The sequence below is a fragment of the Treponema lecithinolyticum ATCC 700332 genome, assembly GCA_000468055.1.
GTDB lineage: Bacteria > Spirochaetota > Spirochaetia > Treponematales > Treponemataceae > Treponema_C > Treponema_C lecithinolyticum.
Window position 1 is genome coordinate 13,235 of record KI260567.1, and the last position, 26,036, is coordinate 39,270.

The 26,036-nt window shown below is 42.8% G+C and carries 25 protein-coding genes and 1 pseudogene; 18 read left to right on the forward strand and 8 right to left on the reverse strand.

Features of this window, described 5'->3' with window-relative positions:
- The first annotated feature begins 66 nt into the window (after positions 1–66).
- Positions 67–2,058, forward strand: a complete 1,992-nt coding sequence (locus HMPREF9193_RS07315) for a hypothetical protein (RefSeq protein ID WP_051306033.1) — start codon at positions 67–69, stop codon at positions 2,056–2,058.
- Between the two features lie 25 nt (positions 2,059–2,083).
- Here HMPREF9193_RS07315 and HMPREF9193_RS07320 read toward each other — a convergent pair whose 3' ends face one another.
- Entirely contained in the window at positions 2,084–2,683 is a 600-nt protein-coding gene (locus HMPREF9193_RS07320) for an MBL fold metallo-hydrolase (RefSeq protein ID WP_021687464.1), read from the reverse strand.
- Complete coding sequence (locus tag HMPREF9193_RS07325) at positions 2,680–3,345, reverse strand: pentapeptide repeat-containing protein (RefSeq protein WP_021687465.1); 666 nt, start codon at positions 3,343–3,345, stop codon at positions 2,680–2,682. Before HMPREF9193_RS07325 ends, HMPREF9193_RS07320 begins: the two co-directional genes overlap by 4 nt.
- 53 nt (positions 3,346–3,398) lie before the next feature.
- Between HMPREF9193_RS07325 and HMPREF9193_RS10855 the strand changes: the two genes are divergently transcribed.
- Positions 3,399–3,746, forward strand: a complete 348-nt coding sequence (locus tag HMPREF9193_RS10855) for a hypothetical protein (protein WP_051306034.1) — start codon at positions 3,399–3,401, stop codon at positions 3,744–3,746.
- A complete protein-coding gene (gene murI / locus HMPREF9193_RS07335; RefSeq protein ID WP_021687467.1) occupies positions 3,743–4,564 on the forward strand; it encodes a glutamate racemase in 822 nt (273 codons plus the stop codon). The genes HMPREF9193_RS10855 and murI overlap by 4 nt, the downstream gene beginning before the upstream one ends.
- 77 nt (positions 4,565–4,641) lie before the next feature.
- On the opposite strand, the gene HMPREF9193_RS07340 is transcribed toward murI, so the two are convergent.
- Entirely contained in the window at positions 4,642–6,666 is a 2,025-nt protein-coding gene (locus HMPREF9193_RS07340; RefSeq protein ID WP_021687468.1) for a LacI family DNA-binding transcriptional regulator, read from the reverse strand.
- A 302-nt stretch (positions 6,667–6,968) separates the two neighbouring features.
- Between HMPREF9193_RS07340 and HMPREF9193_RS07345 the strand changes: the two genes are divergently transcribed.
- The 6 genes and pseudogenes from HMPREF9193_RS07345 to HMPREF9193_RS11555 all read left to right on the forward strand — a co-directional run.
- On the forward strand, positions 6,969–7,916 hold the full coding sequence (locus tag HMPREF9193_RS07345) for a sugar ABC transporter substrate-binding protein (RefSeq protein WP_021687469.1): 948 nt from the start codon (positions 6,969–6,971) through the stop codon (positions 7,914–7,916).
- Between the two features lie 70 nt (positions 7,917–7,986).
- A complete protein-coding gene (locus HMPREF9193_RS07350) occupies positions 7,987–9,480 on the forward strand; it encodes a sugar ABC transporter ATP-binding protein (RefSeq protein ID WP_021687470.1) in 1,494 nt (497 codons plus the stop codon).
- 2 nt (positions 9,481–9,482) lie between these two features.
- Positions 9,483–10,499 carry an ABC transporter permease gene (locus HMPREF9193_RS07355; protein WP_040847919.1) on the forward strand — a complete coding sequence of 339 codons (1,017 nt, stop codon included), beginning with the start codon at positions 9,483–9,485 and terminating at the stop codon, positions 10,497–10,499.
- Between the two features lie 60 nt (positions 10,500–10,559).
- Complete coding sequence (locus HMPREF9193_RS07360) at positions 10,560–12,041, forward strand: glycoside hydrolase family protein (RefSeq protein ID WP_021687472.1); 1,482 nt, start codon at positions 10,560–10,562, stop codon at positions 12,039–12,041.
- Between the two features lie 141 nt (positions 12,042–12,182).
- Positions 12,183–13,085 (forward strand): PfkB family carbohydrate kinase, encoded by a 903-nt coding sequence (locus HMPREF9193_RS07365; protein ID WP_021687474.1) that lies wholly within the window; start codon positions 12,183–12,185, stop codon positions 13,083–13,085.
- Between the two features lie 52 nt (positions 13,086–13,137).
- Positions 13,138–13,287, forward strand: a pseudogene (locus tag HMPREF9193_RS11555) (Rpn family recombination-promoting nuclease/putative transposase); the annotation flags it as partial.
- Positions 13,288–13,375: 88 nt separating this feature from the next.
- Here the strand turns inward: HMPREF9193_RS11555 and HMPREF9193_RS10860 are convergent.
- A complete protein-coding gene (locus HMPREF9193_RS10860) occupies positions 13,376–14,239 on the reverse strand; it encodes an AraC family transcriptional regulator (RefSeq protein WP_021687476.1) in 864 nt (287 codons plus the stop codon).
- Between the two features lie 116 nt (positions 14,240–14,355).
- Between HMPREF9193_RS10860 and HMPREF9193_RS07380 the strand changes: the two genes are divergently transcribed.
- From HMPREF9193_RS07380 to HMPREF9193_RS07410, 7 genes are all read left to right on the forward strand, one after another.
- The gene (locus tag HMPREF9193_RS07380; RefSeq protein WP_021687477.1) at positions 14,356–15,630 is read left to right on the forward strand and encodes a Gfo/Idh/MocA family protein; all 1,275 of its coding nucleotides are present in this window, start codon (positions 14,356–14,358) and stop codon (positions 15,628–15,630) included.
- A gap of 14 nt (positions 15,631–15,644) precedes the next feature.
- Positions 15,645–16,907 (forward strand): ABC transporter substrate-binding protein, encoded by a 1,263-nt coding sequence (locus HMPREF9193_RS07385; RefSeq protein WP_021687478.1) that lies wholly within the window; start codon positions 15,645–15,647, stop codon positions 16,905–16,907.
- Positions 16,908–16,926: 19 nt separating this feature from the next.
- On the forward strand, positions 16,927–17,811 hold the full coding sequence (locus tag HMPREF9193_RS07390) for a carbohydrate ABC transporter permease (protein WP_371440103.1): 885 nt from the start codon (positions 16,927–16,929) through the stop codon (positions 17,809–17,811).
- Positions 17,804–18,631 carry a carbohydrate ABC transporter permease gene (locus HMPREF9193_RS07395; protein ID WP_021687480.1) on the forward strand — a complete coding sequence of 276 codons (828 nt, stop codon included), beginning with the start codon at positions 17,804–17,806 and terminating at the stop codon, positions 18,629–18,631. Before HMPREF9193_RS07390 ends, HMPREF9193_RS07395 begins: the two co-directional genes overlap by 8 nt.
- 144 nt (positions 18,632–18,775) lie before the next feature.
- Positions 18,776–19,819 (forward strand): Fic family protein, encoded by a 1,044-nt coding sequence (locus HMPREF9193_RS07400; RefSeq protein WP_021687481.1) that lies wholly within the window; start codon positions 18,776–18,778, stop codon positions 19,817–19,819.
- 161 nt (positions 19,820–19,980) lie between these two features.
- The gene (locus HMPREF9193_RS07405) at positions 19,981–20,361 is read left to right on the forward strand and encodes a hypothetical protein (protein ID WP_021687482.1); all 381 of its coding nucleotides are present in this window, start codon (positions 19,981–19,983) and stop codon (positions 20,359–20,361) included.
- Positions 20,362–20,392: 31 nt separating this feature from the next.
- Positions 20,393–21,796 carry a leucine-rich repeat domain-containing protein gene (locus HMPREF9193_RS07410; protein WP_021687483.1) on the forward strand — a complete coding sequence of 468 codons (1,404 nt, stop codon included), beginning with the start codon at positions 20,393–20,395 and terminating at the stop codon, positions 21,794–21,796.
- A gap of 39 nt (positions 21,797–21,835) precedes the next feature.
- On the opposite strand, the gene HMPREF9193_RS07415 is transcribed toward HMPREF9193_RS07410, so the two are convergent.
- The 4 genes from HMPREF9193_RS07415 to HMPREF9193_RS07430 are packed head-to-tail and all read right to left on the reverse strand — an operon-like array spanning position 21,836 to position 24,474.
- Positions 21,836–22,441: a methylated-DNA--[protein]-cysteine S-methyltransferase gene (locus HMPREF9193_RS07415; protein WP_021687484.1), complete on the reverse strand. Its 606-nt coding sequence runs from the start codon at positions 22,439–22,441 to the stop codon at positions 21,836–21,838.
- A complete protein-coding gene (locus HMPREF9193_RS07420; RefSeq protein WP_021687485.1) occupies positions 22,426–23,643 on the reverse strand; it encodes an NADP-dependent isocitrate dehydrogenase in 1,218 nt (405 codons plus the stop codon). The genes HMPREF9193_RS07415 and HMPREF9193_RS07420 overlap by 16 nt, the downstream gene beginning before the upstream one ends.
- Positions 23,644–23,695: 52 nt before the next feature.
- Entirely contained in the window at positions 23,696–24,019 is a 324-nt protein-coding gene (locus HMPREF9193_RS07425) for a hypothetical protein (RefSeq protein WP_040847922.1), read from the reverse strand.
- Positions 23,995–24,474, reverse strand: a complete 480-nt coding sequence (locus HMPREF9193_RS07430; RefSeq protein WP_021687487.1) for a hypothetical protein — start codon at positions 24,472–24,474, stop codon at positions 23,995–23,997. The genes HMPREF9193_RS07425 and HMPREF9193_RS07430 overlap by 25 nt, the downstream gene beginning before the upstream one ends.
- A 163-nt stretch (positions 24,475–24,637) precedes the next feature.
- On the opposite strand from HMPREF9193_RS07430, the gene HMPREF9193_RS07435 reads away from it, so the two are divergent.
- Positions 24,638–25,432: a threonine/serine exporter family protein gene (locus HMPREF9193_RS07435; protein ID WP_021687488.1), complete on the forward strand. Its 795-nt coding sequence runs from the start codon at positions 24,638–24,640 to the stop codon at positions 25,430–25,432.
- Entirely contained in the window at positions 25,429–25,902 is a 474-nt protein-coding gene (locus tag HMPREF9193_RS07440; RefSeq protein ID WP_021687489.1) for a threonine/serine exporter family protein, read from the forward strand. The genes HMPREF9193_RS07435 and HMPREF9193_RS07440 overlap by 4 nt, the downstream gene beginning before the upstream one ends.
- The last annotated feature ends 134 nt before the right edge of the window (positions 25,903–26,036 follow it).

Genomic DNA, 26,036 nt, shown 5'->3' on the forward strand with positions numbered 1-26,036 from the left:
TAGACGGTGTTAAATTGCTTAGTATAATTGTCTTTCGGCAGTCTTTGTGGTAGTATATTGAAGCTTATGGCAAAAAAAAATATCGGCGGTGTGTGCGTTTTTTTGTGCGTATGCACGCTGCTTTGCTCTTGCAACCGTTCCGTACGCTCATCGTTAAGTCTTTCCGTTCCCGAATCTAAGCGTACTTCCGGTTCTTTTTCCTCATTTTTTTTAACGGCGCTTAACAAAAATGCGCGCTATGGCCGCATAACAAACCCCGAACAATCACCGTATTTATATTTTGAATTTGAAACGGAAACGGCTGCGGCGCTTAAAGATTTTTTAACTTCATCTTCGTATGCGCTCGAATTGCAAATAAAAGCCGAGTCTCCTGCCGGCACCAAAAATACCTTTATTGCCGCTTTTTTATACGATGACGATTTTACTGCTTCGGGCGCCTTAAAAAAACAACTGACAGACCGCGCTGCGGTACGTGCCCGCATTGAAAACGCTTGTGATTTTACTCTAAGCATGGGCTTAAAAGAAGCTGCCGTTTCCGCAGGACAAGCAAGTAGCCGCACACAAGCAAACGCAAATTCCGGCGGTACACAAAACGCGGCGCTCGGACAAACTCAAACGAAAACTCAAGCGCTCGCCGTACGCGGTTTTATGCTGTATGCGCAAGTACCGCTTACAATACAAAATGCGTCAATAAAAAAAGCCCGGTACGGCTGGCATAAAGAAAATTCACGTTTATGGTGCGGGTTTTCCCACGAGGGCGGTTTTATACCGGCTGAATTACTTGCAAGTTCAAGCGCGCATGCAAAAGGTTTTGAAAAAACGGTTTTTTCCGGTGTGCCGGCGGCAAAAAAAGGCGAGCGCCAAACGCTTAAAATCAGCTTGTGCTCAAACGGATTTGACAAACAAGCGCATACAATGCAAACAAATGTTGACAATAACGAGCGCACGGCGGCTGCGCAAGATTCATCCGCTGGGGGGCATGCGGACACTGCGCTAAGCTTCGACAAAGATTCCACTGCGACGGCTGCGGCAAAACAAAACACCGTACGCTTTGCTTGCGGCGGGCGGCGTATAACGGTACAGCGTTCGCCTGCAAAAAAACAGGAACTTACGCTGGACGGCTGTTTTGTTCCGAACGGTTTTAATTCAATCGAATTTGTATCCGGCGCACAGGCGGTGTGCGGTGTAACCGTCGAAAACACGGAATATGAGCCGCTTAAACCCTTAACCGCGGATCCGGGACTTATTTTAGACTGGCCGCAGCGCTCGTGGCGGCAAAACGCGTTTGAACTGTTTTCGTGGGAAAGTTTTCCTTCGGTTTTAATATTCGATTGCGCCGATTACCGCATTCAAGACGCTTTTTTTAAACGCATTTCTTTTTATGCCGAAAAAAAAGGCTATGCCGGTACCCTTGTGCCGGATACAAAGATGAGCGGTATGCACGGTTTTAATGCCCACGATTACCGCGCCGAAACGCTCTCTTCTTTTTTTGCCAAAGCCGAACAAGAGGGTTTTAAGCTTAACGATTTTGAACTTTTGCTGCGCGATATTTTGTATAAAAACGGTGTTATCGAACGCTCCGCTGCCGGTATCCGCGCTGGAAACGGCGCCGTTTTGTCCATAAGCAGAGAATCGCCGCACTATCTTCGCACTCTTTTTATAACGCATGAAGGGCTTCACGGTATATACTTTACCGAAAAACAATTCCGTCAAACGGCGGATGCGGCATTCGAGCGCCTCGATAAAAACTCTCGTCTTTTTTTAAAACGCTATTTTGAACTGACGCCTTCGCTTAATTACAATACTGCCGACGAATATTTATTTAAAAACGAGTTTATGGCATATACGCTGCAGCAGCGTGTTGAAAACGTGCAAAACTATTTTATCGATACTTTATCGTACCGAAAAGCGGTAAGTGCTGCAGAGCCCGAGTTGTGCGACTACATCCGTGCGAGTAAAGCTGCTTCGTTTGTGAGCGCGGCACAGCAGATGAGCGGTTTTTTATACGCAACATGGGGTATAAAAGCCGGCAAAATTGCGCTGGTATCGATTGAATAAGGTCCGCCGCGCTGTGCTTAGCGGCTTAATGTGTGATCGCCGACGGTCCCGGTTTATGCGCGTTTGCAAAATCCAAATTAAAACGCTTTTCGGATGCAACGGTTGAAGGCGGTCCGTGTCCGGGCATAATAACCGTATTTTCTTGCTGAGATAAAATCTTTGATTGAATATTCGTTATTAGCGTATGTTTTGAATAGGTACTGTTTGTGTATCCGGCTTGTCCTGCAAGCAGCACATCACCGGTAAACAAACACAAGCCGATTTTGTATACCATAGAATCGGGAGTATGACCGGGCACCGAAATGTAGTCAATTTGTAATCCTGCTTCCGTTACACTGCCGTCCCCTTGCAGTACAAAACTGTCGTTTTCGCACACTTTGTAATCGGCAGCATATATTTTCGGACGGTATATTTTTTTTAGCGTGTGTAATCCCATAATGTGACTTTTATGGTTATGCGTAATAAACACGGCACTTAAATCATATTTGTCTTGTTCAATTTGATCTATCATTTTTGTCGTAATTTTTCCGGGATCTACGATGAGCGCTTTTTTTGTTTCGGGATTAAGAATCAAATAGGCGTTTGAAAAGCCTTCGATGTTCAAATGAAAATATATTTTCATCATAGCTTGTCTCCGTTACAAAAGATGTCTTCTTTTTGTTCGGGACTGAACAGCGCTTCTCTGGTATTGGACAGTTTGAACGATACATCGGTTTGTTCGGCTTCATAAAAGCAGGTTTTTTTTATATTACAATTGCGGAACGATGTTTGCACCAAGCGCGCACTTATAAAGCGTGAATTATACAAATCCGAATCGTCAAAAGAAGATTGCAAAGCCGAAACACCGTTAAAATTGTTATGAATTAAATCCGAATCGGTAAAAATAGCATGCGAAAACACAGCTCCGGCAAAAGATGAAAATTGAATGTTTGACTTGATAAGATTGCAATCGGAAAAAACCGAAAAATCGAATATGCACATGCGTATTCTGCAATTTTCCGAATGAATGCCCGTAAACGTGCAGTTTTGAAAATTACAGCCGTAAAAATGTTTGCCGCTAAAATCGTCGGAAGCAAACTGCATATCCGCTGCCGATAAGCCGACTATTTTATCGTGCGAATCAATGTATTCACGGATAGACTGCTGCAATTCCTGTTGGTTTTCGCAGTGTTCAAAACAGTACGGGGCTATAGGTAATTCGCCATTTCTTTCGCCGCCTGCTGTTTCAATCAGGGAAACGGCAGGTTTACTGCAGCCCTTTTGTCGGCAAATATCGAACGTAAACATAGCTTGTATGTTAAGTTATTGCACTCATTATGTCAAACGGATATGATGTACATATGTGCTGGAAATGCGGAAAAACGCTCGATATTAGCCCTCCGGTAAGCCGTTCGGAACAGTGTCCGTCGTGCGGCGCCGATGTACGCAGTTGTCGCAATTGCACTTTTTACGATGTCGGCGCTCCTTACGATTGCCGTGAACACATTGAAGAGCCGGTAACGGATAAAGAAAGAGCGTGCTTTTGCACTTGGTTTTCCCTTAACCCTTCGGCAAGCGGCACATCTTTTTCCGCTTATACCGGTGCGCTCTTTTCAGCTAAAAGCGCTGCGAATTCGGTGCGCCCTGCAGCAGTGCAAGCCGAACAGGCAAAAAATGCGTTTAATGCTTTGTTCGGAGACAACGCATGAGTTTTGCAGCGGACTTTGTGTTTTTTGATTCGGGAACCGGCGGCATTCCTTACATGCTCTACCTTAAGCAAAAGAGTCCTCATTCAAGCTGTGTGTATGTTGCCGATACAAAAAACTTTCCCTACGGCGAAAAAAGCGGCGGCGAAATTGTGCGCTGCGCTTCGGATACGGTACATTTGATTTTACGCCGCTTTGTACCGCGTGCTTTTGTTGTTGCTTGCAATACTCTATCGGTTACCGCCCTCGAACAACTGCGCGCCGCATTCCCTGCCGTTCCCTTTGTAGGTACGGTGCCGGCAATAAAACAAGCCGCCGCCGTAAGCAAAAACCGCCGTATCGGTTTGTTGGCAACGCAGCGTACGGTTGACGAGCCGTACACAGCGGAACTTGCACAGCGCTTTGCCTCGGACTGTACGCTTATAAAACGGGCGGATCCTGCTTTAATCGAATTTATCGAACACGATTTTTTTACCGCTTCGGAAGCCGATAAAAAAGCGGCGGTAAAACCTGCCGTAAACTTTTTTTTGGAAAACGGGACGGATACGATTATCTTGGGCTGTACGCATTTTCTTCATATTGCCGATGTGATTGCACAAGAGGCGGGAAAAGAGGTGCAGGTCGTCGATTCAAAAGAAGGAGTGGTAAATCAAGCTTTACGCGTTGCGCCCGCAGATTCCGCCGTGCACTGTAAAGCCGGCAGTACCGACTGTACCTTTTTTATCAGCGGTCCTTCCGGCATCGACGAAGCGCCTTACAAAGTTTTGTCAAAAAAACTCGGCATCCCCTACGGCGGCATTCTTGCGGAGTATAACGTTTAAAACATCTTGCGGACGTCCCTCATTTTTATTTATTTTACTCCATTATTTTTTTTGTTTTGCGGTGCCCGTATAGTTTTTTATAAAAAATTATTCTTTAGTTCTTTTTCCAAATCGGACGGTAGCTTTTCATGCATGATATCTTTCCATGCTTTTATAAGCTGTTTGGGTTTTACAACATACGGATCGACGCCGATGTATTTAATTTTTTTATTTGAAACCAAGGATTTTGCAACAGCCATTGCAGCTGCGACTCCTTGTTCATACGGGCGCTGAGTGCTTAAACCTTTTACCATTTTTTGGCGCAACATATTCATTGAAATATCATGATCAAGATCACATGTGAACACGGCAATATCCAATCTTTTTAAATCGGTAAGGGCACGAATCGCTTCAAGTGCAGGCTGATCCCATGAAATATATAAACCCTCGATTTCGGGGCATGAGTTAACCAAGTCATAGCAGGTTTTGTATGCGTTTGAAATCGAGATAAATTTTTCACATGCAAAAATATTTATATTAGTATAATACTCTCTGACAAGTTTCTCTGCAGTAGAATCTCTTATCTGTGTTCCGTAAAAAGGTATTCCATGGACAAGAAAACCCACCGTCACATGTTCCCTTTTTTTGTAATATTCGCCAAGCAGTGTTCCGACATTTCTTCCATTTTCGTTTTCATTTACCGAAACACATGAAACATATGTGTCGGCATTAAAACCGGCGGGAACATTGCTTAAAAAAATAAGTTTCATCTGTTTTGATAATTCCGTAAATTTAAGAGACGTAAGATTATCATCGGTAGGTATTGCGATCAGAGCGTCGGGTTTTTGCAATCTAATCGCATCCAGCTGTGCAAGCTGTAGTTTAGGATCGAAATCTGCATCCATAACGGATATTACCGAAATTCCAAGATTTCCCAGGGTTTCTCTGATCCCTTGTTCGTGCAATCTTGCCCATGCAGTTCCTCCGTAATGAAGAGAAATCGCAACCTTGGGCTTTTTATTTCTGATAATTTCTTTTTCCCTTTGCGTTAATTCCAATTCTTCAGGTGCGGTTGCTTTTTCTCCAAATGGCCCCATGCTGATCATCTGTATAGATTTACCTTGTATAATTTCAATCGGTATGACAATCTTCTTTGTTTCGGGTCTTTCACCCTGTAAAAGTTTCATCATAAGGACATTTGAACTTTCTATAATTTTTGAAACATTCTGTTTTAATACAGTCAATGGGGGAGAGTACAATTCACTCCAAGGAGAGTCTCCGTATCCGATAACGGATATGTCTTCAGGGCAATCCAAACCAAGTATTTGAAGGACTTTAATTAACGACAAGGTAAGATTGTTTCCGCATGTTATGCAGGCTGTAGGTTTTATGTCTTCTAAAAACGTTCTGATCTTATGCTCTTGATTTTCCATAGATTGCTCTGAGTCAACGGTAAGAACCAGAGAATCTCTAAAGAAAACATTGTGCTCTGCCACGGCTTCTCTGTACCCTTCAAGCTGTTCTGAAACTCTCGATGGGTCATTTTCTAAAACAATAAGAGCAATGTCATGATGTTTGCAGATTAAAAGCTGCTGTGTACTGAGGTAGACGGCCTTTTTATAATCGGAAATTATTTGATATATGTTTTTAGAGTTAAGTTTTCCGTCCAAAAAAACTATGGGTTTGTTTATTTTTATTAAACGTTTATAATTTGCAATGTTATTTGTGGTAGGTATAATAAATATGCCTGCAATAGTTTTATCGGCAGCTAAAGAAGTAAGTATGTCTTTTTCTTGCGATATGTTATTACTCGTAATCTCCACGATAAAGCGGTAATTATGTGACATGAAATACATTCCCAGCATAGTGGCAATTTGAAGATTTACGGTACCGGAAAGATTGGGTAATAATAGGCAGATTACGGAACATTTGTTTCGCTTTTTCAGACCGGTATCTTTTATGTTGTCAGTGATATACCCCAACTCTGCAATAGCTTTAAATACTTTTTCATTCAGGTTTTCGGCGACAAACCTTGTATGATTTATTGCATGAGAGACGGTTGCAATCGATACCCCCGCTCTTTCAGCTACATCCTGTAAGGTAACTTTTTTATTATTTGCCATCGGTGTTCCTCAAATTTTACGTAAAATAATAACATATGATTGCATAAAACACAGAGAATAACAAGGATAAAAGCTTCTGTGTGCGTGTAAAAAGAAACAGCCTGATATTTTTTACAGGTTTTTCTATTATGGTGTATAAATTTATACAGATTATTTGCACTTTGTAATATTTTACGTAAAATTAAAGAAAAAGTCTATATAAAATAAATATTAAAATAAATTTGTTGACATATACCTTATATCGTGTTAATATTTACGTAAAACAAGGGCGGTTGTATCCGCCAAACAAGGAGGCTGGTAATATGAAAAAAGCAGTAAGCATAATCTTATCGCTGTGTGTTGTTTCTATGGCAATGTTTGCCGGAGGAGCAAATGAGAAAAAATCGAAATCTCTTAGATTTGCTTTTTTGCCAAACACGCAGAACAACACATTTCAGAGCACAATGAACGACACTTTTAAAAAGCTTTGTGCCGAAAAAAATATTGAATATACTTGTCTGGATCCGGACTACGATCTGAATAAACAGCTGAATCAACTATCGGATGTTGCAACTCAAGGCTATGACATGGTATTCGTAATTCCGGTGGATTCAAACGGTATTACTGCAGGACTTATCGAGCTTAAAAATGCGGGTGTTCCCGTAATCAATGTCGATACATCTGTAGGAAAGGCGGATTTGGGCTTGGTTTTATCGGTTGTAGCAACGGATTGTTATATGGCCGGACAGCTTGTCGGACAACAGATGGTCAAGGACTTTCCTTCCGGCGGACAAATTGCAATTCTGGATTTTCCGTCAAACGAAAGCTGTGTAGATCGCGTAAACGGATTTTTAAACGGACTTGGATCCAATAAGACTAAATTCAACATAACGGCGCAGCAGGACGGAAAAGCGGCTTTGGACGCATCTTTAAAACTCGCAGAAGATATCATTACGGCTAACCCCGACCTAAAGGCCTTTTTCTGCATAAACGATCCGTCGGCTTTAGGAGCTGCTGCAGCGGTAAAAGCTGCAAATAAAAGCGGTAAAATAAAAGTATACAGCATAGATGCTTCTCCCAGCGGAAAAAAAGCTTTGCTGGACGGAGAATTTGCAGCCGTAGCCGCACAAGTTCCCATAGAAATCGTAAAATACGCATTCCAACAAGGACTCGATGTGCTAAGCGGCAAGCAGATCAAAAATTCCGTTTACCTTGCTTCTCACTTGGTTTCCATAGACGAAGCTAAAAAAACACTCAACGACTGGCAGTAATTTTCAATAATAATCAACACGAAGGAAAGCATTCCTTTCCTTCGTGTTACATGTTTTCAAGGGTAATATTATGAATGGTCCGATCCTGGAAATGAAAAACATATCAAAATCATTTTCAGGCGTTTATGCGCTCAAGGGAATAGATTTTTCACTGGAAAGAGGAGAGGTACACGCTCTGCTTGGCGAAAACGGTGCAGGAAAATCTACTCTAATAAAAGTGCTCGGAGGCATATATAAACCGGATTCGGGATCTATAAGTTTAAACGGAGCTCCTGTTGAAATTAAAAATGTACATACCGCCCGAGAATATGGCATAGGAATAATCCATCAGGAAATAATGCTGGTTCCTTCCATACCGGTTTACAGAAATATTTTTCTTGGACGGGAGATAACAAAAAAAACAGGAATTCTTGACGAAAAGGCAATGATCCTTGAAGCGAAGGACAAGTTAAACTCTCTCGGGGTGGATCTTGACGTCACACGGAGAGTTGAAGAATTGACAATAGCACAACAGCAGATGGTTGAAATAGTTAAGGCCATCTCATTTAATGCCAAAATACTTGTCATGGACGAACCTACCTCCTCAATAGGAAAAGAAGATGTAAATACTCTTTTCCGGACGATCGAGCGTTTAAAAAAACAAGAAGTAAGCATCATCTATATTTCTCACAGAATGGAAGAATTATTCCAAATTTCCAACAGGATCACCGTTATAAGAGACGGACACTTTGTTGGTACAAAATTTACTCAAAAAACCGATACGGATGAACTTGTATCCATGATGGTAGGACGCGCTTTAGAGAAATATGATTTTCGTACCGGAATTTCATTTAAAAACACTCAAACTGTTTTAGACGTACAAGGGCTTTCGAGTGAATCCTTTAAGGATATAACTTTCAAAGTTCATAAAGGAGAAATCCTCGGCTTTGCAGGCCTTATAGGGGCCGGACGGAGCGAACTTATGATGAGCATCTTTGCAAACACGCCTCATCGCACGCAGGGACAGGTATATTTAAACGGTGAAAGCGTTTATTTTAAAAAATCTTCTCAAGCTATTAAAAAAGGAATCGGATTTGTTCCTGAAGACAGAAAAAAACAAGGATTGGTTTTGAGCAATTCGGTAGGCTTTAATATGGTACTTGCGTCTCTTGATCGGATCATGCGCGGATTTGCCATAGATACTGCAAAGAAGAATAAACTGATTCACTACTATGCGGATAACTTTAAGATAAAGGCATCATCTTACGATACCGACGTTATAAATCTTTCCGGAGGCAACCAGCAAAAAGTTGTCATAGCCAAATGGTTATCTACCGATCCCAGCTTGTTAATTTTGGATGAACCTACGCGGGGTGTAGACGTGGGCGCCAAATTTGAAATTTATTCAATAATTAATGAACTTTCGAAAGCCGGACTGGCAATAATACTGATCTCCAGCGATCTGCCGGAGGTGATTAATATGTGCGATTCCGTGTGTGTAATGAAAAGAGGCCGATTGGTAAAGCAACTCACAAAAAACGAATTATCGCAGGAATTAATCATGAAATATGCGGCAGGAGGATGATAATGAACAATAAAACAATCATAAAAGTAAAAAACCGGGGTATGTTTGCAACATTAAAAAATAACGCAGGCATATTGGTTGTTCTGCTTTTTTTATGTATCTTATTAACGTTTCTTACGGATAAATTTTTTACCGCAAATAATATTTTGTCCGTTTTAAGACAAATTTCCATCAATATGTATATCGCAATCGGAATGTCGTTAGTAATTATCCTTGGCGGCATTGATCTTTCAGTTGGGAAGATCGTTGCGATGACGGGAACCTTGACCGTAGGCTTTATAGTCACCCAGGGTATGCCTATATGGGCGGCTATTATTTTGGGGTTACTCATAGGCACGGTTACGGGATTCTTATCGGGTTTGTTTATTGCCAAATTCAATGTTCCCGCTTTTATTGTAACCATGGCTATGATGAATATTACAAACGGCGTTGCCTATGTATACAGCGGTGGAAGATCAACTCGAATTCAGGAATCTTTTTTTGTTAACATAGGGACGGGCTATTTGTTCAATGTTATTCCGTTGCCGATTGTCTACATGCTAATTCTCATAATTATATTTTCATTTTTGCTGAATAAAACCAAATTCGGCGCCTACATATATGCGATCGGCGGCAACAGAGAATCTGCAAGGTTAAGCGGCGTGCCTATCTTTAAAGTTGAGGTGTTGATATATACCATCAGCGGATTTTTATCCGCTTTTGCGGGACTAGTCCTTTCAAGCAGAATGTATTCGGGACAGCCTTCAGTAGGAAGCGGCTATGAACTTGACGCCATCGCCGCATGCGTACTCGGTGGGATTTCCATGTCGGGCGGCAAAGGTCTTCTAAGCGGAACCGTAATAGGTGCGATGGTCATCGGTATCATTTCAAACGGTTTAAACTTACTGGGAGTAAGCTCTTTTTGGCAATTGATAGTAAAGGGCATAATCATCTTGATCGCAATCCTGATAGACACTCAAAAGGGCGGCAACGGTATATTGCGTTCTTTTATTAAAAACAATAATAAGCGAGCGCACTAGTTCAACAGCTTATAAAATCGATATTTTGTTAGATTGTCGAATTTTAAGGAGAATAAAAAAATGACATCAAAATTATTCAGACATACAAAACACTGCCCGTCAACAGGCGATGCAATTCCCTTTTTTCATGACGGCACATATCATATTTTCTCACTTACCCCGCCCCAAGGCACTACAGTATATCCCGATCGACTTAGAACTTCATGGTGCCACACAATTTCCAAAGATCTGCTTCACTGGGAAGAATTACCCGTAGCCATACATCCGGGCACAAACGATGATGCGGATTCTTCAGGTGTTTGGACGGGTTCCGTTGTTTTCGCTAACGGAATGTTCCATGCGTTTTATACCGGATACAATATTAAAGCAAAATATCAGCAAACTATATGCCATGCATACAGCAAAAACAGTATCACATGGGAAAAAGATAAAAAGAACCCCATACTGTTACCTAATGAAGATCTTTTTGAAGCTTTGGACTGGAGAGATCCTTACGTATTTTACAATGATGAAGAGAATGCCTATTGGATGATCTTGTCTGCAAGACTTAAAGGCAATGCAATTACCAGAAGAGGATGTGTTGTATTGTATACTTCCCCGGACTTGGATAAATGGACATATTCACGTGTTCTTTATTATCCGGGGAACACCAACTGTCCCGAATGTCCCGAAATGTATAAAATCGGCTCAAATTGGTATTTATCTTATTCAAGGTTTTCGGAATACGTAAATACCATTTACAGAGTTTCAAGTTCGCCTTTCGGCCCGTGGAGAACCCCGAAATCCGACGGAATAGGCGGCAGACGCTTCTATGCCGCGAAGTCCATGGCAAACGATGAAGGACGCCGTATTTATTTTGCTTGGGCGCACGACAGAGGCGACGATTGCGATCAGGGAGAATGGTATTGGGGCGGTAAATTTTGCGTCCCGCACGAAGTAGTACAAAACTCAAAAGGAGAATTGGATGTAAAAATGCCGCCTGAAATTCGCTCTCTATATCCTAAAAAGATCGATTGGCAGTATATGCAGATCCAAGGAAACGGGACTAATTTCGGCAACAGATCTATCGACATATCCTCTTTAGGAACGTGCTCCTACGGTTTTTTCACCGGCATCCCCGAATCCTATTTATTTTCCTGCCGATGCAGAGCGCATGAAATATATAACAATTTCGGCATTCTTTTAAAAAGCGATCGCGACGCATCGACTTGTTTGCAGTTGGAATTCGATTATTCCATGCAAAGGGTATCCCTTTTAAATCTTCCCATGCCCGTGGATCCGTTTTGGCAGCAATCCTGTCAGGCTATCCCAAAACCGAAAATGCCGGGCCCTGACGGTTTTAGGGTTTGCGAAAAATCTTTTGCCTTTGATGTAAATTCATGGATAAAGATCTGCCTGCTTGTTGAAAAAGACAATATAGACATATTCATTGACGAAAAAATTGCTTTTTCATATCGTCTGTATGAAAAACCCGAATATGAGCTGGGCTTTATAGCGGAAGACTGCAACGTCGAGTTCGGCGATATAAACTTTGCACTTTAGACGGAGTATGTTGCCAAAAATCCGCAGTACCGGTTTGTTGCCGCCGCTTGGACATCAATAATCCGACGGAAACAGGCGGTAACAATACGGCAACGATACGGTCGCCTTATAGCGGCTGTTATGTTATAATGATTGAATAATATGAAATTTATCTGTTTCGGAGAAATACTTTTTGACATATTCAAAGATTCGGCGCGAATCGGAGGCGCCCCGTTAAATGTGGCCGCGCATTTTCAAAAACTCGGCGCAACGGGAACTATCGTCAGCGCGGTAGGAGACGACGAACTGGGGCGGTCGGCGTTGAACACCGTTAAAAAATTCGGAATAGGCTCCGAGCATATTCATATAAGCGAATTTCCTACCGGAAAGGCTGAAGTTTTTCTTGTCGACGGAATAGCCGACTACGCTTTTAACGAGCCGTGCGCTTGGGACGACATAAAAATTTCCGACGCACTAAAAGGACCGTTCGACGTTCTATGTTACGGAACTCTTGCACAACGCAGCGAACAAAACCGAAAAGCTCTCCGCCGAATATGGGACTCTCTTGACGTACCTGTAAGATTTTTCGACGTGAATATCCGTAAAAATTTTTACAGCAAGGAAATAATTGAGCAAAGTCTTCTTCACGCCACCGTTCTTAAAATGAATGACGATGAAATTCCCGTTATAGCGAACGCTGCAGACATCGGTAAAAAGAATTTCGATGAAACGATAGCGGAACTTTTTTGCCGGTACCCGCTCGATATAATCTTAGTAACCCTTGGAAAAAAAGGTTCGGTTTGCTGCACGAATGACGGAAAAATTTTCTGGCAAGCCTGCAAAGACATAACTGTCGTAGATACAGTCGGCGCCGGAGACAGCTTATCCGCAGGTTTTTTGTACATGATGCTTAAAGGTGCTCCTTTACAGCAGGCGTTGGCTTTCGGATCAACCCTTGCAGATTATGTCTGTGCGCATCAGGGCGCAATTCCAGAATACGACAAAGAACTTTTAAATAAATTTAAAGAATATAGAAACGATGATACAGGCAGTAAAACACAGTGAACAAGCACGGCAAGAATATCTCATAATGTCAGCATTTGAAATGGACCCACGGAAAGAGGGTGTCCGGCAAGGCTTTGCCGACGGCGCATGCTAAACGAAACTTGAAACGGCAAAACTGATGCGCGCCCGTAATTATCCGATTGCCGAAATCTGTGAAATGACCGGTCTTCCTATTGAATCTTTCCCCAAAAAACTGTTTTAATTCTGTTAATTGATAATAGTGTCGCGCAGGGGCTGCTGTTGGTAATGCGCTTGCACTTGTCAAGGCACTTATTTGTGCCGGCGTTCCGTTATTGAGAGTATACATTTTTTTCTGTAATGGAAAGCGATCCGATCGTTCCGTTTATATTCTTTGCCGATTTTCGATATTCGGTCGGCGTCGTATTAAAATGCTTTTTCATTTCTCGGGAAAAATGGCTTACGTCGCAAAAGCCCGTGTCTTCTGCAATTTGGTACACCGGTAATACGCTGTATTTTAGTAACTCCATTCCTGCATGCAGCCTATGCATCATAATATAGCGGTGCGGAGACATATCCAATGTTTTTTGAAAGATTTTGAACAAATGTGAACGGCTGATGCCTACCATATCGGAAAGTTCTTCAACGGTTAGCAAAGCCTTTTTATTTTCAATGATTTCAAATGCGCGTTCCAATACATAATTTAAATTCCGTTGAGTTTTTTTCCGCTCGCTTTGTACTGACAGTTCGTCGAAAATACGAAAAAGGGTGGCGTTCATATTATAGACGGTATCTTCCGGTAATCGCAGCGTTTCAAACAATGTTAACAAACGAGTTCCGTCGGTTATAGGAAAAACGGGACAGTCTTTTACTGCACCGGTCAAAGCTACCAAATGCGGAGCATCAATTCCTGTGAAGCCGATCCACCAATATTCCCACGGATCTTTTATAGATGCTTCATAGCGCGTTTGTGCATCGGGAAAAATAATGAATACGTCATTTTTTTTCAGTAAAAAACGTTTTCCGTCTGCGATGTATGTACCGCTGCCTTCTTTTATGTAGTGCAGCACAAAATGCCGTCGTACCGAAGGACCGTAGCTGTGTTTCGGTCCCGACTGCTGCCATCCGTATTCAAGCACCGATAAGCCGTAGCATAACTGCGTATTTGTATTAAAATATTTATTTTTATAGGTCATTGAACTATCAGTATAAAGATGTTTTTTCAAAAATGCAACAAAAATCCTGTTAAAGATAACATTTATTCATTGACGGATCAAAAAAACAATCTTATGCTGTATAACAAGGAAATATTATGAGCAAAATGCTGACAGTCGCTTTAGCGGGATTGGGAAACCGCGGTTTAGGCGCTTACGGTAACGAATTATGCAAACTGAACGATCTTGTAAAGGTTACAGCAGTTGCCGACATCGATCCTGAAAAAATCGAATATGCAAAAAAGCTTTTTTCACTTGACGATTCCGTTTGTTTTTCCAGCGCGGAAGCTCTGTTAGAGCAGCCGCAATTGGCTGATGTGCTTTTTATTACAACGCAGGATCGTCAGCATGTCGCTCATGCAATTCCCGCACTGCACAAAGGGTATAATTTAGTACTCGAAAAACCGATTTCTCCCGATATTGGCGAAATACGTGCTTTATTGCAAGCAAAGCGTCAAACCGGTAAACAGGTTATTGTCTGTCACGTGCTGCGCTATACCCCGTTTTATAACACAATTAAAGATTTACTCGATAACGGTGCTGTCGGTACTGTTATGAATATTCAGGCGATTGAAAATGTCGGCTATTATCACCATGCACACAGTTTTGTCAGGGGAAATTGGCGGCGCAGCGACGGTACCTCGCCCATGATTTTACAAAAATGTTGCCATGATTTCGATATTTTTCTTTGGTTAACCGGTAAAACGCCGCAGCGCGTAAGTTCTTTCGGCTCTCTTAGCTATTTTACCGAAAAAAATGCTCCTCAAGGAGCGCCGCTTTATTGTATGGACGGCTGTAAAGCAAAACAAGCCTGCCTTTTTGATGCCGAAAAGATATATTTGACTAATTCCGGGACGGGGTTTTTGCAGGGGAATCACGGATGGCCGAACGATGTCGTAGCTTTTAATCCTACCGAGCAAAAGCTGCGCGATAATTTAAAACGGGGACCGTACGGACGCTGTGTATTTCAGTGCGATAATACCGTCGTTGATCATCAGGTAGTAAACGTCGAGTTAAGTGAAAATACCCTGATAAACTTTACTATGTCGGCTTTTTCACCGGAAGTTACCCGTGTAACGAGAATTATGGGAACAACCGGCTGTATTTTAGCCGACACCGAAACCGATACTATTACCGTACTTCCGTTCGGGAAACAAGCATACCAAGCGAAGATTGACTCTTTAGCCGGCAATTCGGGGCATGGAGGCGGAGACGGCGGTTTGGTACGCGAAGCGGTAGACTATTTTCTTAATCCCGGACAAAAAAGCATACGGCTCAGCTCCTTGGAAGTGTCCGTCGGCAGTCATCTTATCGCTCTTGCAGCGGAAACATCCCGTTTGGAAAACGGACGGGTCATCGATATCGAAGCTTAACATAAGGAGGCAATATGAAAAAGAAAATGTATACGGCGATTGCGGTTGGTTTGTTGCTTATTGCAACACTGTGTATCGGATGTACAAGGGGGGGGGCAAAAGCAGATAGCGCAACGAAGGTAAATCTTGTATTGGGCATTTGGGACAAAAATCAAGAGCCTGCAATACAAAAGCTTATCGCACTGTATCATGAAAAAAATCCTGCCGTTAGCATAACTGTGCAGCTGACGCCGTATAAAGAGTATTGGACAAAGCTGGAAGCCAGTGCGGCAGGGGGAACGGCACCCGATGTATTTTGGATGAATGCTCTTAATGTTGAAAAATACACCGAAGCGGGTTTATTGGTCGATTTAACCGAAGCGTTACAAAAAAACGGTATAAACTCAGATAATTTTCCGCAATCTTTATTAGACTTTTACACCTTTAACGGAAAAACTTACGGCGTACCGAAAGACTTCGATACTAATGCACTTTGGTTTAATAAAGAGATTTTCGACGCAGCGCATGTTCCCTATCCTAACGATAACTGGACATGGGAACAGATGAAAGCAACGGCGGCAAAGCTTACCGATACATCAAAAAAGATATACGGCATTGCCGCTCCGTTGGATTTTCAAACTTGTTACTACAATACGGTGTTCGGCTCAGGCGGTTATATTCTCAACGGCGATAAAACCAAATCCGGCTATGACGATCCGAAAACAATTGAAGGAATCCAGATATGGGTCGATTTAATACGGGAAGGAATATCGCCGAGCTATGCCGATTTGACCGAAAGCGGTGCAGACGCTCTTTTTGAATCGGGTAGAATTGCGATGCTTTGGGCAGGCTCGTACATGGCGCCGGAATACTTACAAAACGATATTATCAAAGATAAAATCGATTTGGTTGAAGCGCCGGCATATAAAAAGAAAGCCAATGTAATCAACGGTCTTGCGTATACGGTTTATGCAAAATCGAAACATACGGTAGCTTCGGTCGATTTTGCCGTTTGGCTCGGCAGCAGCGAAGCAATGCGGATACAGGGCGAAACAGGAGCTGTTATTTCTGCACGAAAAGACGCGCAGCATTATTTTTCCGATTCGATGCCTTCAGTCAATCTAAAAGCCTATATAAACCAAGCGGATTTGGCGACGCCTTTGCCGGCGTGTTATGTTTCGCCGCAATTGTTCCATGCAGAAGACAAGTGGCTCAAGCAAGCCTATGCAGGGCAAATGAGCGTCGAGGACGCTTGTAAAGGACTTGCAGCTGAAGCAAATCAACTGCTGAGTAAATAACCGAAACGGGAATATGAATGTGAACGTAAAGAATAAAAGACAATGGATTTACGGTTATCTTTTTATAGCACCGGTATTTATCGGGCTCGTAATCTTTTATATTTATCCGTTCATAAAGAATATTCTGAACAGCTTTTGCAGCATTAATAATTTTAATGCTGCAAAGTTTATCGGTGTTGAAAACTATAAACAGATACTGCACGACGGAGAATTTCGGCAAACGGCATATAACACGTTTTTATATGTCATCATTTCAGTGCCGATCGGTATTATCATTTCAACGCTCTTGGCAGAACTGTTAAATACGGATATACGGGGAAAATCGGTATATCGGACGCTTTACTTTTTACCGGCGGTTACCATGCCTGCTGCTGTCGCAATGGTGTGGAAGTGGATTTATAACGGTCAATACGGATTGTTAAATCAATTGTGTTCATTATTAAAGTTGCCGGAACGAAGCTGGATTTCCGATCCGAAAACGGCGCTTTATATGGTTATTGTTGTCGGCATTTGGAGCAGTGCCGGTTATAATATGATTATTTTGCTTGCCGGACGGCAAGGAATCTCAAAAAGTTATTATGAAGCGGCTATTATAGACGGCGCCGGCACCATTACTCAATTTTTCAAAATTACTTTGCCGCTTTTAACGCCAACCTTATTTTTTGTATCGATTACTGCAATGATAAGCAGTTTTCAAGTATTCGATATCATTTATATGATGATCGGAAAAACCAGTATCGCGCTGGAATCGACGCAATCGCTCGTGATGATGTTTTACCGGTATGCATTTGAGTACGGTCATAAAGGATATGCGGCGGCAATTTCGATATTTATTTTTTTAATTATCTTGTGCATCACCGTGCTGCAATTACGGCTGCAAAAAAAATGGGTAAATTATGAATAAGTTTCCCGGTATGAAAAAAGGCTTTGTACATTTTATATTATTGCTGGGAACAGCGATAGTTATTACGCCGTTTTTGTGGATGATTCTAACATCCTTTAAAACCGCCGGAGAAGCGGTGAAAATTCCGCCGGTATTTTTTCCTTCTCGCTTTCAATTTGCCCATTATTTATCCGTAATAAAAGCGCTGCCGTTTGGTTATATTTACTTTAATACTGTTTTTTCTACTATTATAACTGTGTGTGCTCAGCTGCTTTTTTGTTCGATGGCAGCCTATGCTTTTGCACGTTTGCAATTTCCGGGGAAAAATATATTATTTGTCGTTATGCTTTCGGTTTTAATGGTACCGGGGCAAATTTTTTTAATTCCTCAATATATGATTATACTGCGTATGGGATTGCTTGAAACTATTCCGGCGCTTTTTATGCCGAACTTGTTCAGTGCATTCGGCACTTTTTTGCTGCGCCAGTTTTTTTTGGCGCTGCCTCGGGAATTGGAAGAGGCTGCCGTCATCGACGGTTGTTCGCCGATCTGTATGTATGCTTCTATTATGCTGCCGCTCGTTAAATCCGGTATTGTTGCGTTGAGTATTTTTACTGCAAAATTCGCATGGAACGATTTTATGTGGCCTCTTATCGTAAATGCCAAACCGGAAAAAATGATTTTAGGACCTGCGCTTGCCTCATTGCAGGGGCGCTATCTCAACGATTTTCCCGGTCAAATGGCGGGAGCTGTAATGGCGGTAGTTCCGATGATACTGCTTTTTTTTATTTTCCAAAAACAATTTATAGAAGGTACGGCGCGTGCAGGTATGAAACTGTAAACGCTGTGTGCGCCCGTCAAGACACTTATTTTTCTTTGTTGTTCCGTTTTATTTGCGCGGCGGAACGTATTTGCCCTTAAACGATTGCTCTTTCCCTTATTTTTAGCTATGATTTAAGGGAAAGACAAGAGGCAAACGGGAGCTATGAGAACCTTTAAGTATTCCGAAATTAAAAATCAAAGATGGGACTCAGATACATTAAGTTTAATTGCTGCAATATACAAAGAAGCGGGCAAACAGGAAATGTATTTGAAGCAGCGACCGGAAGAACTGAAAAAACTGATAGATATTGCAAAGATACAAAGTACGGAATCTTCCAATGAAATTGAAGGCATTGTTACTACAAACACCCGTATCAGGCAGCTGGTCGAAGAAAAAACAACTCCTAAAAACCGTGATGAGCAGGAAATAGCAGGCTATCGCGATGTACTGAATATCATATATAAAAATTTCGATACAATTCCGATTTCGAAAAACTATATCCTGCAATTACATAAAATGTTGTACAGCCATATAAATAATCCTATGGCGGGTAAAACAAAAAGCGTACAAAACTATACCAGCGTGACATACCGTGACGGTCAGGCAAAAACATTATTTATCCCTCTTGCGCCGTATGAAACACCGGAAGCGCTTGATAAAATTTGTGCTGAATACAACCGCGTAATCGGAAATATGGAAGTAGAACCTTTGATTGCAATTCCTATTTTTATCCATGATTTTTTATGCATTCACCCATTCAATGACGGCAACGGCAGAATGAGCCGTATTCTCACAACATTGCTGCTGTACAAAAGCGGCTTCTATGTCGGTAAGTATATATCGCTGGAAGCAAAAATCGCAAAAACCAAAGCGCTTTATTATGAAGCTCTCGGTAAAGCGCAAAACGGGTGGCATGAAGGTACGGAAGATGCGGTTCCGTTTATTAAGTATTTGCTTGGAACCGTTCTTGCCGCATATAAGGATTTTGAAGAAAGATTTGCGCTTGTAGAAACCAAATTACCGGCTATTGAAACGGTAAGACGGGCAGCAGGTAATAAAATCGGGCGTTTTACAAAACAGGATATCTGTGAACTTTGCCCTTCGCTTAGTATAAGCTCGATTGAAGGAGCACTCAGAAAGTTGGTGGAAGATGGAGAGTTGAAGCGGGAAGGTATAGGAAAGCGTATCTGCTATTATCGTTTATAGTCATAGGCTAAAAGTTTTATACCTTTGCAAATTATACGGGATTTTACGGGATTTTTCTATAAAAAATTTTTCCTAAAAAGTTGATATCTGCGCAAAAGCGGGGTATACTGAATATATCAGTCATCTTAAGTTTATCCTGCAATTTTTTACGATGAGGACGTATGAACAATACTGCCAACGCCGGCACAACTCTATTTTTAACTCAAAACGCACAAAAGAGCGCTCGGGCGCTTGACAAAGCTGCCGCACGAGCCATAATCGTTCGTTCGTTCGTTCGTTCGTTCGTTCGTTCGCGTAGCGTAAAGTATACCCAAAACACAACACAATTTTTCTCACACAACAAGCGTACCGAAAGACATCCTTTCGGCGCGCTTGTTTTATTTTCTCAACAAAAGGAGTGGTACCGACTTAAAAGGATGAGGTTCCGCCACTACGGCATAGTTGAGTTTTTTTGGCGTAATTACCAAAGCATAACACTCAAAATGCCTCGTGCCGGCACCTCAGTCCTTGTTCAGCTTGAACGCTGCGTGTTTGTAGCGTAACAAAAAGAGGACTTTGATAAGGAGTAATTATATGACAAAGTTTAGAGCAAAACACAAGGCACCTGCCTTTTTGGGAGCAGCTCTCATGCTGCTCATCGCACTTATGTTTACCGCCTGCAAACAGCCGGCGAGCGCCGAGAAGCCTGAGCCGCCAGCCCCGCCTGCACCGCCCAAACACGCCGTCACTTTTAGCGTAGAAGGCACACCGCCTAACGGCACGCTGAAAGCGATACTCGGCACAAGCGAAATCACTTCAGGCGACAAGGTTGAAGAGGGCAAATGGGTAATATTTACTGCCAAAGCCGACGAAGGCTATCGCGTAAAAGAGTGGAAAGTGGACGGCAATGCCATTTTAGGCAACAAGACAAACACCTACGCCTGCAACGTAACAAAGCCTTGCGCCATTACGGTGAGCTTTGAGCCCTACTCTGTCAAACTCACCTTGAGCCCCGATAAGAACACCGTCAAAGTCAAGGCAAAGACAAAAGACGGCTCTGCAATGAAGGTGGAAGGCTGCACCGTAACAGAACTTACAAGCGATGTGGAAACCACACTCACCGCAATAGGTACAAAGGTTACCCTCATAGGAAACATCACCGAGCTTGACTGTAGGGGTGAAGAAACGCCAGGAGGTAACAGACCGCTCATCGCCCTTGACGTGACAGGCTGTACCGCCTTGCAAAAGTTTGACTGCCGGTTCAATTTTATTACCGAGCTTGACGTGCAAGGCCTCACTGCATTGCAAGAGCTTTACTGTAACAGCAATATGCTCACCGTCCTTGATGTGCGGGGCTTAACCAAATTGGAAAAGCTTTACTGCAGCGCCACTCAGCTTACCGCCCTTAACGTGTCAGACTGCACTGCCTTGAAAGAGCTTATCTGCAACGACAATGAGCTTAGCACCCTTAACGCCTCAGGTTTAACCAAATTGCAAAAGCTTAACTGCCGGAACAATAAGATTACCTCCCTTGACGTGTCAGGCTTAACCGAATTGCAAGAGCTTTACTGCAACAGCAATAAGATACCTAAGCTTAACGTTCAAGGCCTAACCAAATTACAACAGCTGAAATGCGGAGGCAATCAGCTTGCCAGCCTTAACGTGCAGGGCTTAACCGAATTACAACAGCTTGACTGTGCAAGCAATCAGCTTAGCTCCCTTAACGTGCAAGGTTGCACCGCTTTGAAAAGCCTGCTATGCTTCAGAAATAAGCTTAATGCCGATGTGTTTACAAAGCTCTTTAACGATTTGCCGGCACGTGAGGCAAGCGACGGTGCATGGGCTAGAGTTTATATGAAAGGAACAAACGTTACCGAAGGCAACTGCACAGACTTCACCCAGCCCGACCCCCTTAAAAAAGCCTTTGAGGACGCAAAAAACATAAAGCACTGGAAGATGCAAAAAGTAAATGGCGCTTTTGTACCGAGCGACATTTAAGAGAATGGGGAATGGTATGGAAATCGGACAGCGAGTTTTTTAAGATTTTTCTTTGTTGTTCCGTTCCATTTGGAGCAGGGTGTGCTTTAAATCCAAGCCGCCGCCGTAGCCGACCAGCGAGCCGTCCGCTCCTATGACGCGGTGGCAGGGGACGGCAAAGGATATGGGATTGCGGTTGTTTGCCATGCCGACGGCGCGGCACGCTTTGGGGCTGCCCACCGCTTGCGCTATTTCTTTGTACGTTCGGGTTTCGCCGTAGGGAATGTCGCACAAAGCGCGCCATACTTTTTTTTGAAAATCTGTACCTTCGGCTTTTATTAAAAAATCGAAGGTTTTGCGCTTGCCCTCAAAGTATTCGTTTATTTGCTTAAAGGCGTTGTCCGATACGGCACAGCGTTTTTCGCTGCTTGAAGTGCAGCCGGGCGCGCGCTTGCCGTCCATTGCCGTGTCCGATACGCTTTCCCTATCCGTGTGGCGTACACGGTTTATTCCGGTTATATACGAGCCTTTGTAGTCTATCCGTATTAAACCGAATTTTGAAGGATACACGGCAAAGTGTGGTGTTTCGCCCCTTTCGTCTTGCTCTTCGTTTTGTGTCCCGGCAGAGGATGTGTGTGCAGCTCCGGCGGTTATGTGTTTTGCCATAGCCCATCCAATTCGGTTTGCACCGCACCGATAAATTCCTGCGAGTTTAACACTTGCTTTGCTTCGGGCTTTGCGATGCGCGCAAGGTCTGCCGTCATAAGACCGTTTTCGATCGTGTCAAGTGTCGCTTTTTCAAGAGTGCGGGCAAAATCGGCAAGTTCTTGCGTGCCGTCAAGTTCGGCGCGTTTTGCCAAAGCTCCTGTCCATGCAAAGATAAGGGCGCACGGATTGGTCGAAGTTTTTTCGCCTGCAAGGTAGCGGTAATAGTGCTTTTGAACGGTGCCGTGTGCGGCTTCGTATTCGTATGCGCCCGACGGGGAAACCAAAACGCTGGTCATCATAGCAAGGCTTCCGCACGCCGAAGCAATCATATCGCTCATAACGTCGCCATCGTAGTTTTTGCACGCCCACAAAAAACCGCCTTCCGATTTCATTACGCGTGCAACCGCATCGTCGATGAGCGTATAAAAATATTCGATGCCGTTTTCGGCAAAGCGTTGTTTGAATTCCGCTTCGAAAACGCTGTAAAAGATTTCTTTAAAGCGCCCGTCATAGGTTTTGCTGATGGTATCTTTTGCGGCAAACCATACGTCGATTTTTTCACCCAGTGCGTACAAAAAACACGTGCGTGCAAAGTCCGTGATAGAAGAGTCCGTGTTGTGTATGCCCTGCAAAATACCCGGTCCCTTCATGTCGGCGATCGTTTTGCGCGTTTCTTTTCCATCTGCGCCGGTAAACACCAATTCGGCTTTGCCCGGACGGTCGACGTACATTTCGCAGTTTTTGTACACATCGCCGTATGCATGGCGTGCCAAGGTAATCGGTTTTTTCCAGCAGTTGATGCTGCCGCGTACGTTTTTAAGCAAAATCGGTTTGCGGAATACCGTTCCGTCAAGTTCGGCGCGGATAATCGCGTTTGGACTGGGCGTTAAGTGCTGCAGTTTGTATTCTGCCATGCGGGCTTGATTTGACGTAATCGTTGCGCATTTTACGCCGACACCTAGCCGTTTTATCGCACGGGCTGCCTCGTAAGTTACGCGGTCTTCCGTTGTATCGCGGTTTTGTAAGCTTAAATCAAAGTATTCGGTTTTTAATTCCACAAAGGGCGCCAAAAGCCGCTCTTTTATAAGATCCCACAAAACGCGGGTCATTTCATCACCGTCGAGTTCGGCGACGGCATTTTTCATCGGTATTTTTGCCATGGCACCGATTATACTTTCGATTTAAGGCTCTGTCAAACAAAAGATAAAAACCTTATCGCGACTTTAACATCCGAAGCACCAATCCTTCCTGTTCGACACAATTAAATACATCGTTTATATCGCCACTTTTATCCGTTTTAATACTTAAGCTCATTATGTTATCTTTGTTTTTATATAGATATTCCAAGCCTTTTTCAATTTCGTTATTTTTATAATAATTTTCCGTTATGTTGATATAGGTAATCGCCGCCGGATTTTTTTTCGATTCCTCTTCTAAACGTTTGATTTCTTCAGCAGGATCGATAAGTAAATCGGCTTTATCGATGTCGTGATACGATATAAGTTTTCCGTTTACAATATAGTACATATTGCCCATGAATCGGTAAAATCTCCGTTTTTTTCGATAAGCGCATTCTTTTTAACGTCAAAATTGGAAGTTATCAATAGCGCTTTGTTATCCTCTTCAAATTGCCCGAACGAAAAGTATAAATCGGCTTCATTTATATAATTTTTTATAATAAACTGAACCTTATATTTTTCTTTTAAAGAATCATAGATTATTTTACACGCTTCCCTCAGTTGTTCTTTGTCAACTTTATTGATTAAATCGAAATCAAAACAGATGTTTTGATAAAAAAAGGAAACATATTCATAATCGGAATCTATTTCCGCTAATTGCAAGGACGCTGCCTTTTCCCGGTTTATTTCTATTTGTAACTTTTTTTCGGATGATTCCCGCAGCGAAACGGGATGAGTTTTTTTTGTGTTTTCACAACCGATAATACTTCCCAAAAGGATGATTATCGAAATACAAGTTAAAAACTTTTTCATAATTTCTCCTGCTTTGCGTTATTGTAATGTTTCGGTAATTTGTGTAGTAAATATACCTGCAATACGCATAACTTTTTATTATAGTTATGATAAGTCATAAAGTCCGATTTGTAAACAAAAATATTGTTAAAAGTTTTTTTTTGCGCTATGCTGTGTTTCTCTTATGAACAGATTACGTGCCGATGAGATAACCGATATCGCTTTAAAAGCGGGCTGCATTGTGCTTGAAAATGGAGGAGAAACCTACCGTACTGAAGATACGATTATGCGTATCGCTTCTTCTTTGGGAGCGTGTTCTCCTTCATCGTTTGTAACGCCGACGGTAGTAATGCTTTCGTTTACCGACGCTGAAGGAAAGCACTACAGCGCTATGCGGCGTATAATCAGACGCGGCGTTAATTTACGTAAAGTTGCGCTTATAAACGAATTGTCGCGCCGAATCGAAAAACGGAAGAGAGAAGGGAAAACCGAAGATTTTCCGCAAATAGAATACGTACTCAGGCGCATACACTGTTCGCCGACTTACGCCCCCTTTGCCGTTCTTTTATGCGCTGCGTGCAGTTCGTTCGTTTTTGCCCTTATGTTTGCCGGCTCGTTTAAAGATGCGCTGGGAGCTTCGGTTGTCGGTTTTGTGCTGCGCCTTATTGTTATGCGGCTTGAAAAAATGACGCTGAACGGTTTTATTTTATCGATGATTTACGGGGCGGCGGTTTCGGTGCTGAGCGAGCTCGCTTTTTCTTTGGGCTGTACCGATTCGGCGTTGACCGTTACGACTGCTGTGCTTATGCAAGTTGTTCCCGGTCTTGCGATTGTAAACGCAATCCGCGATATTATTGCAGGCGATTTGGTTTCAGGTGCGGCGCGAACGCTGGAAGCTTTTATGGTTGCCGCAGGTCTTTCGGCCGGATCGGTTTTGGGCTTGCTCGTTTTTTCGCGCCTTACCGGAGCGCTGCTGTGAACACTGCTTTATTCGTTTTGCCCTTTGTGTGGGGTTTTGCCGCATCGTTTTGCTATGCGCTTATTTTTAACGCCGATTTAAAAGGACTTTTATGGACGCCCTTTGTCGGCGCGTTGGGCTGGGGCTTATTCATGCTTTTGTCGAACCTTACCGGATCGGCGGCAACCGCTTATTTTGCAGCATCGTTTTGTGTCGCCGCTTTTTCCGAACTGTGCGCCGTTTTGTCGCGGACTCCCGCAACCGTATTTTTAATACCCGGCTTGATTCCCCTTGTGCCCGGAGGCGGCATGTTCCAAACCATGCGGGCTTTTGTGCAAGGAGATCCGGATACGGCAACGCACATCGGTTTTACAACCCTCAGTGCAGCGGGCGCTATCGTTTTGGGTATCGCAATCGCTTCATCTTTTGCCCATATCGTTTTCGTTTTTATAAAGACTGTAAAAACCCGCAAGACAAAACGGCAAAACTGAAGCCAGCTTTGTGTGCAAGTGTACCGTTTTGTACGCGCGGCAGCAATAAAAACGATACCGTGTATGATTATCTTGCTGTCAATCTTGTTATTAATCCAAAATTATGCTACATTAAAACTATAACCACAAAAGAT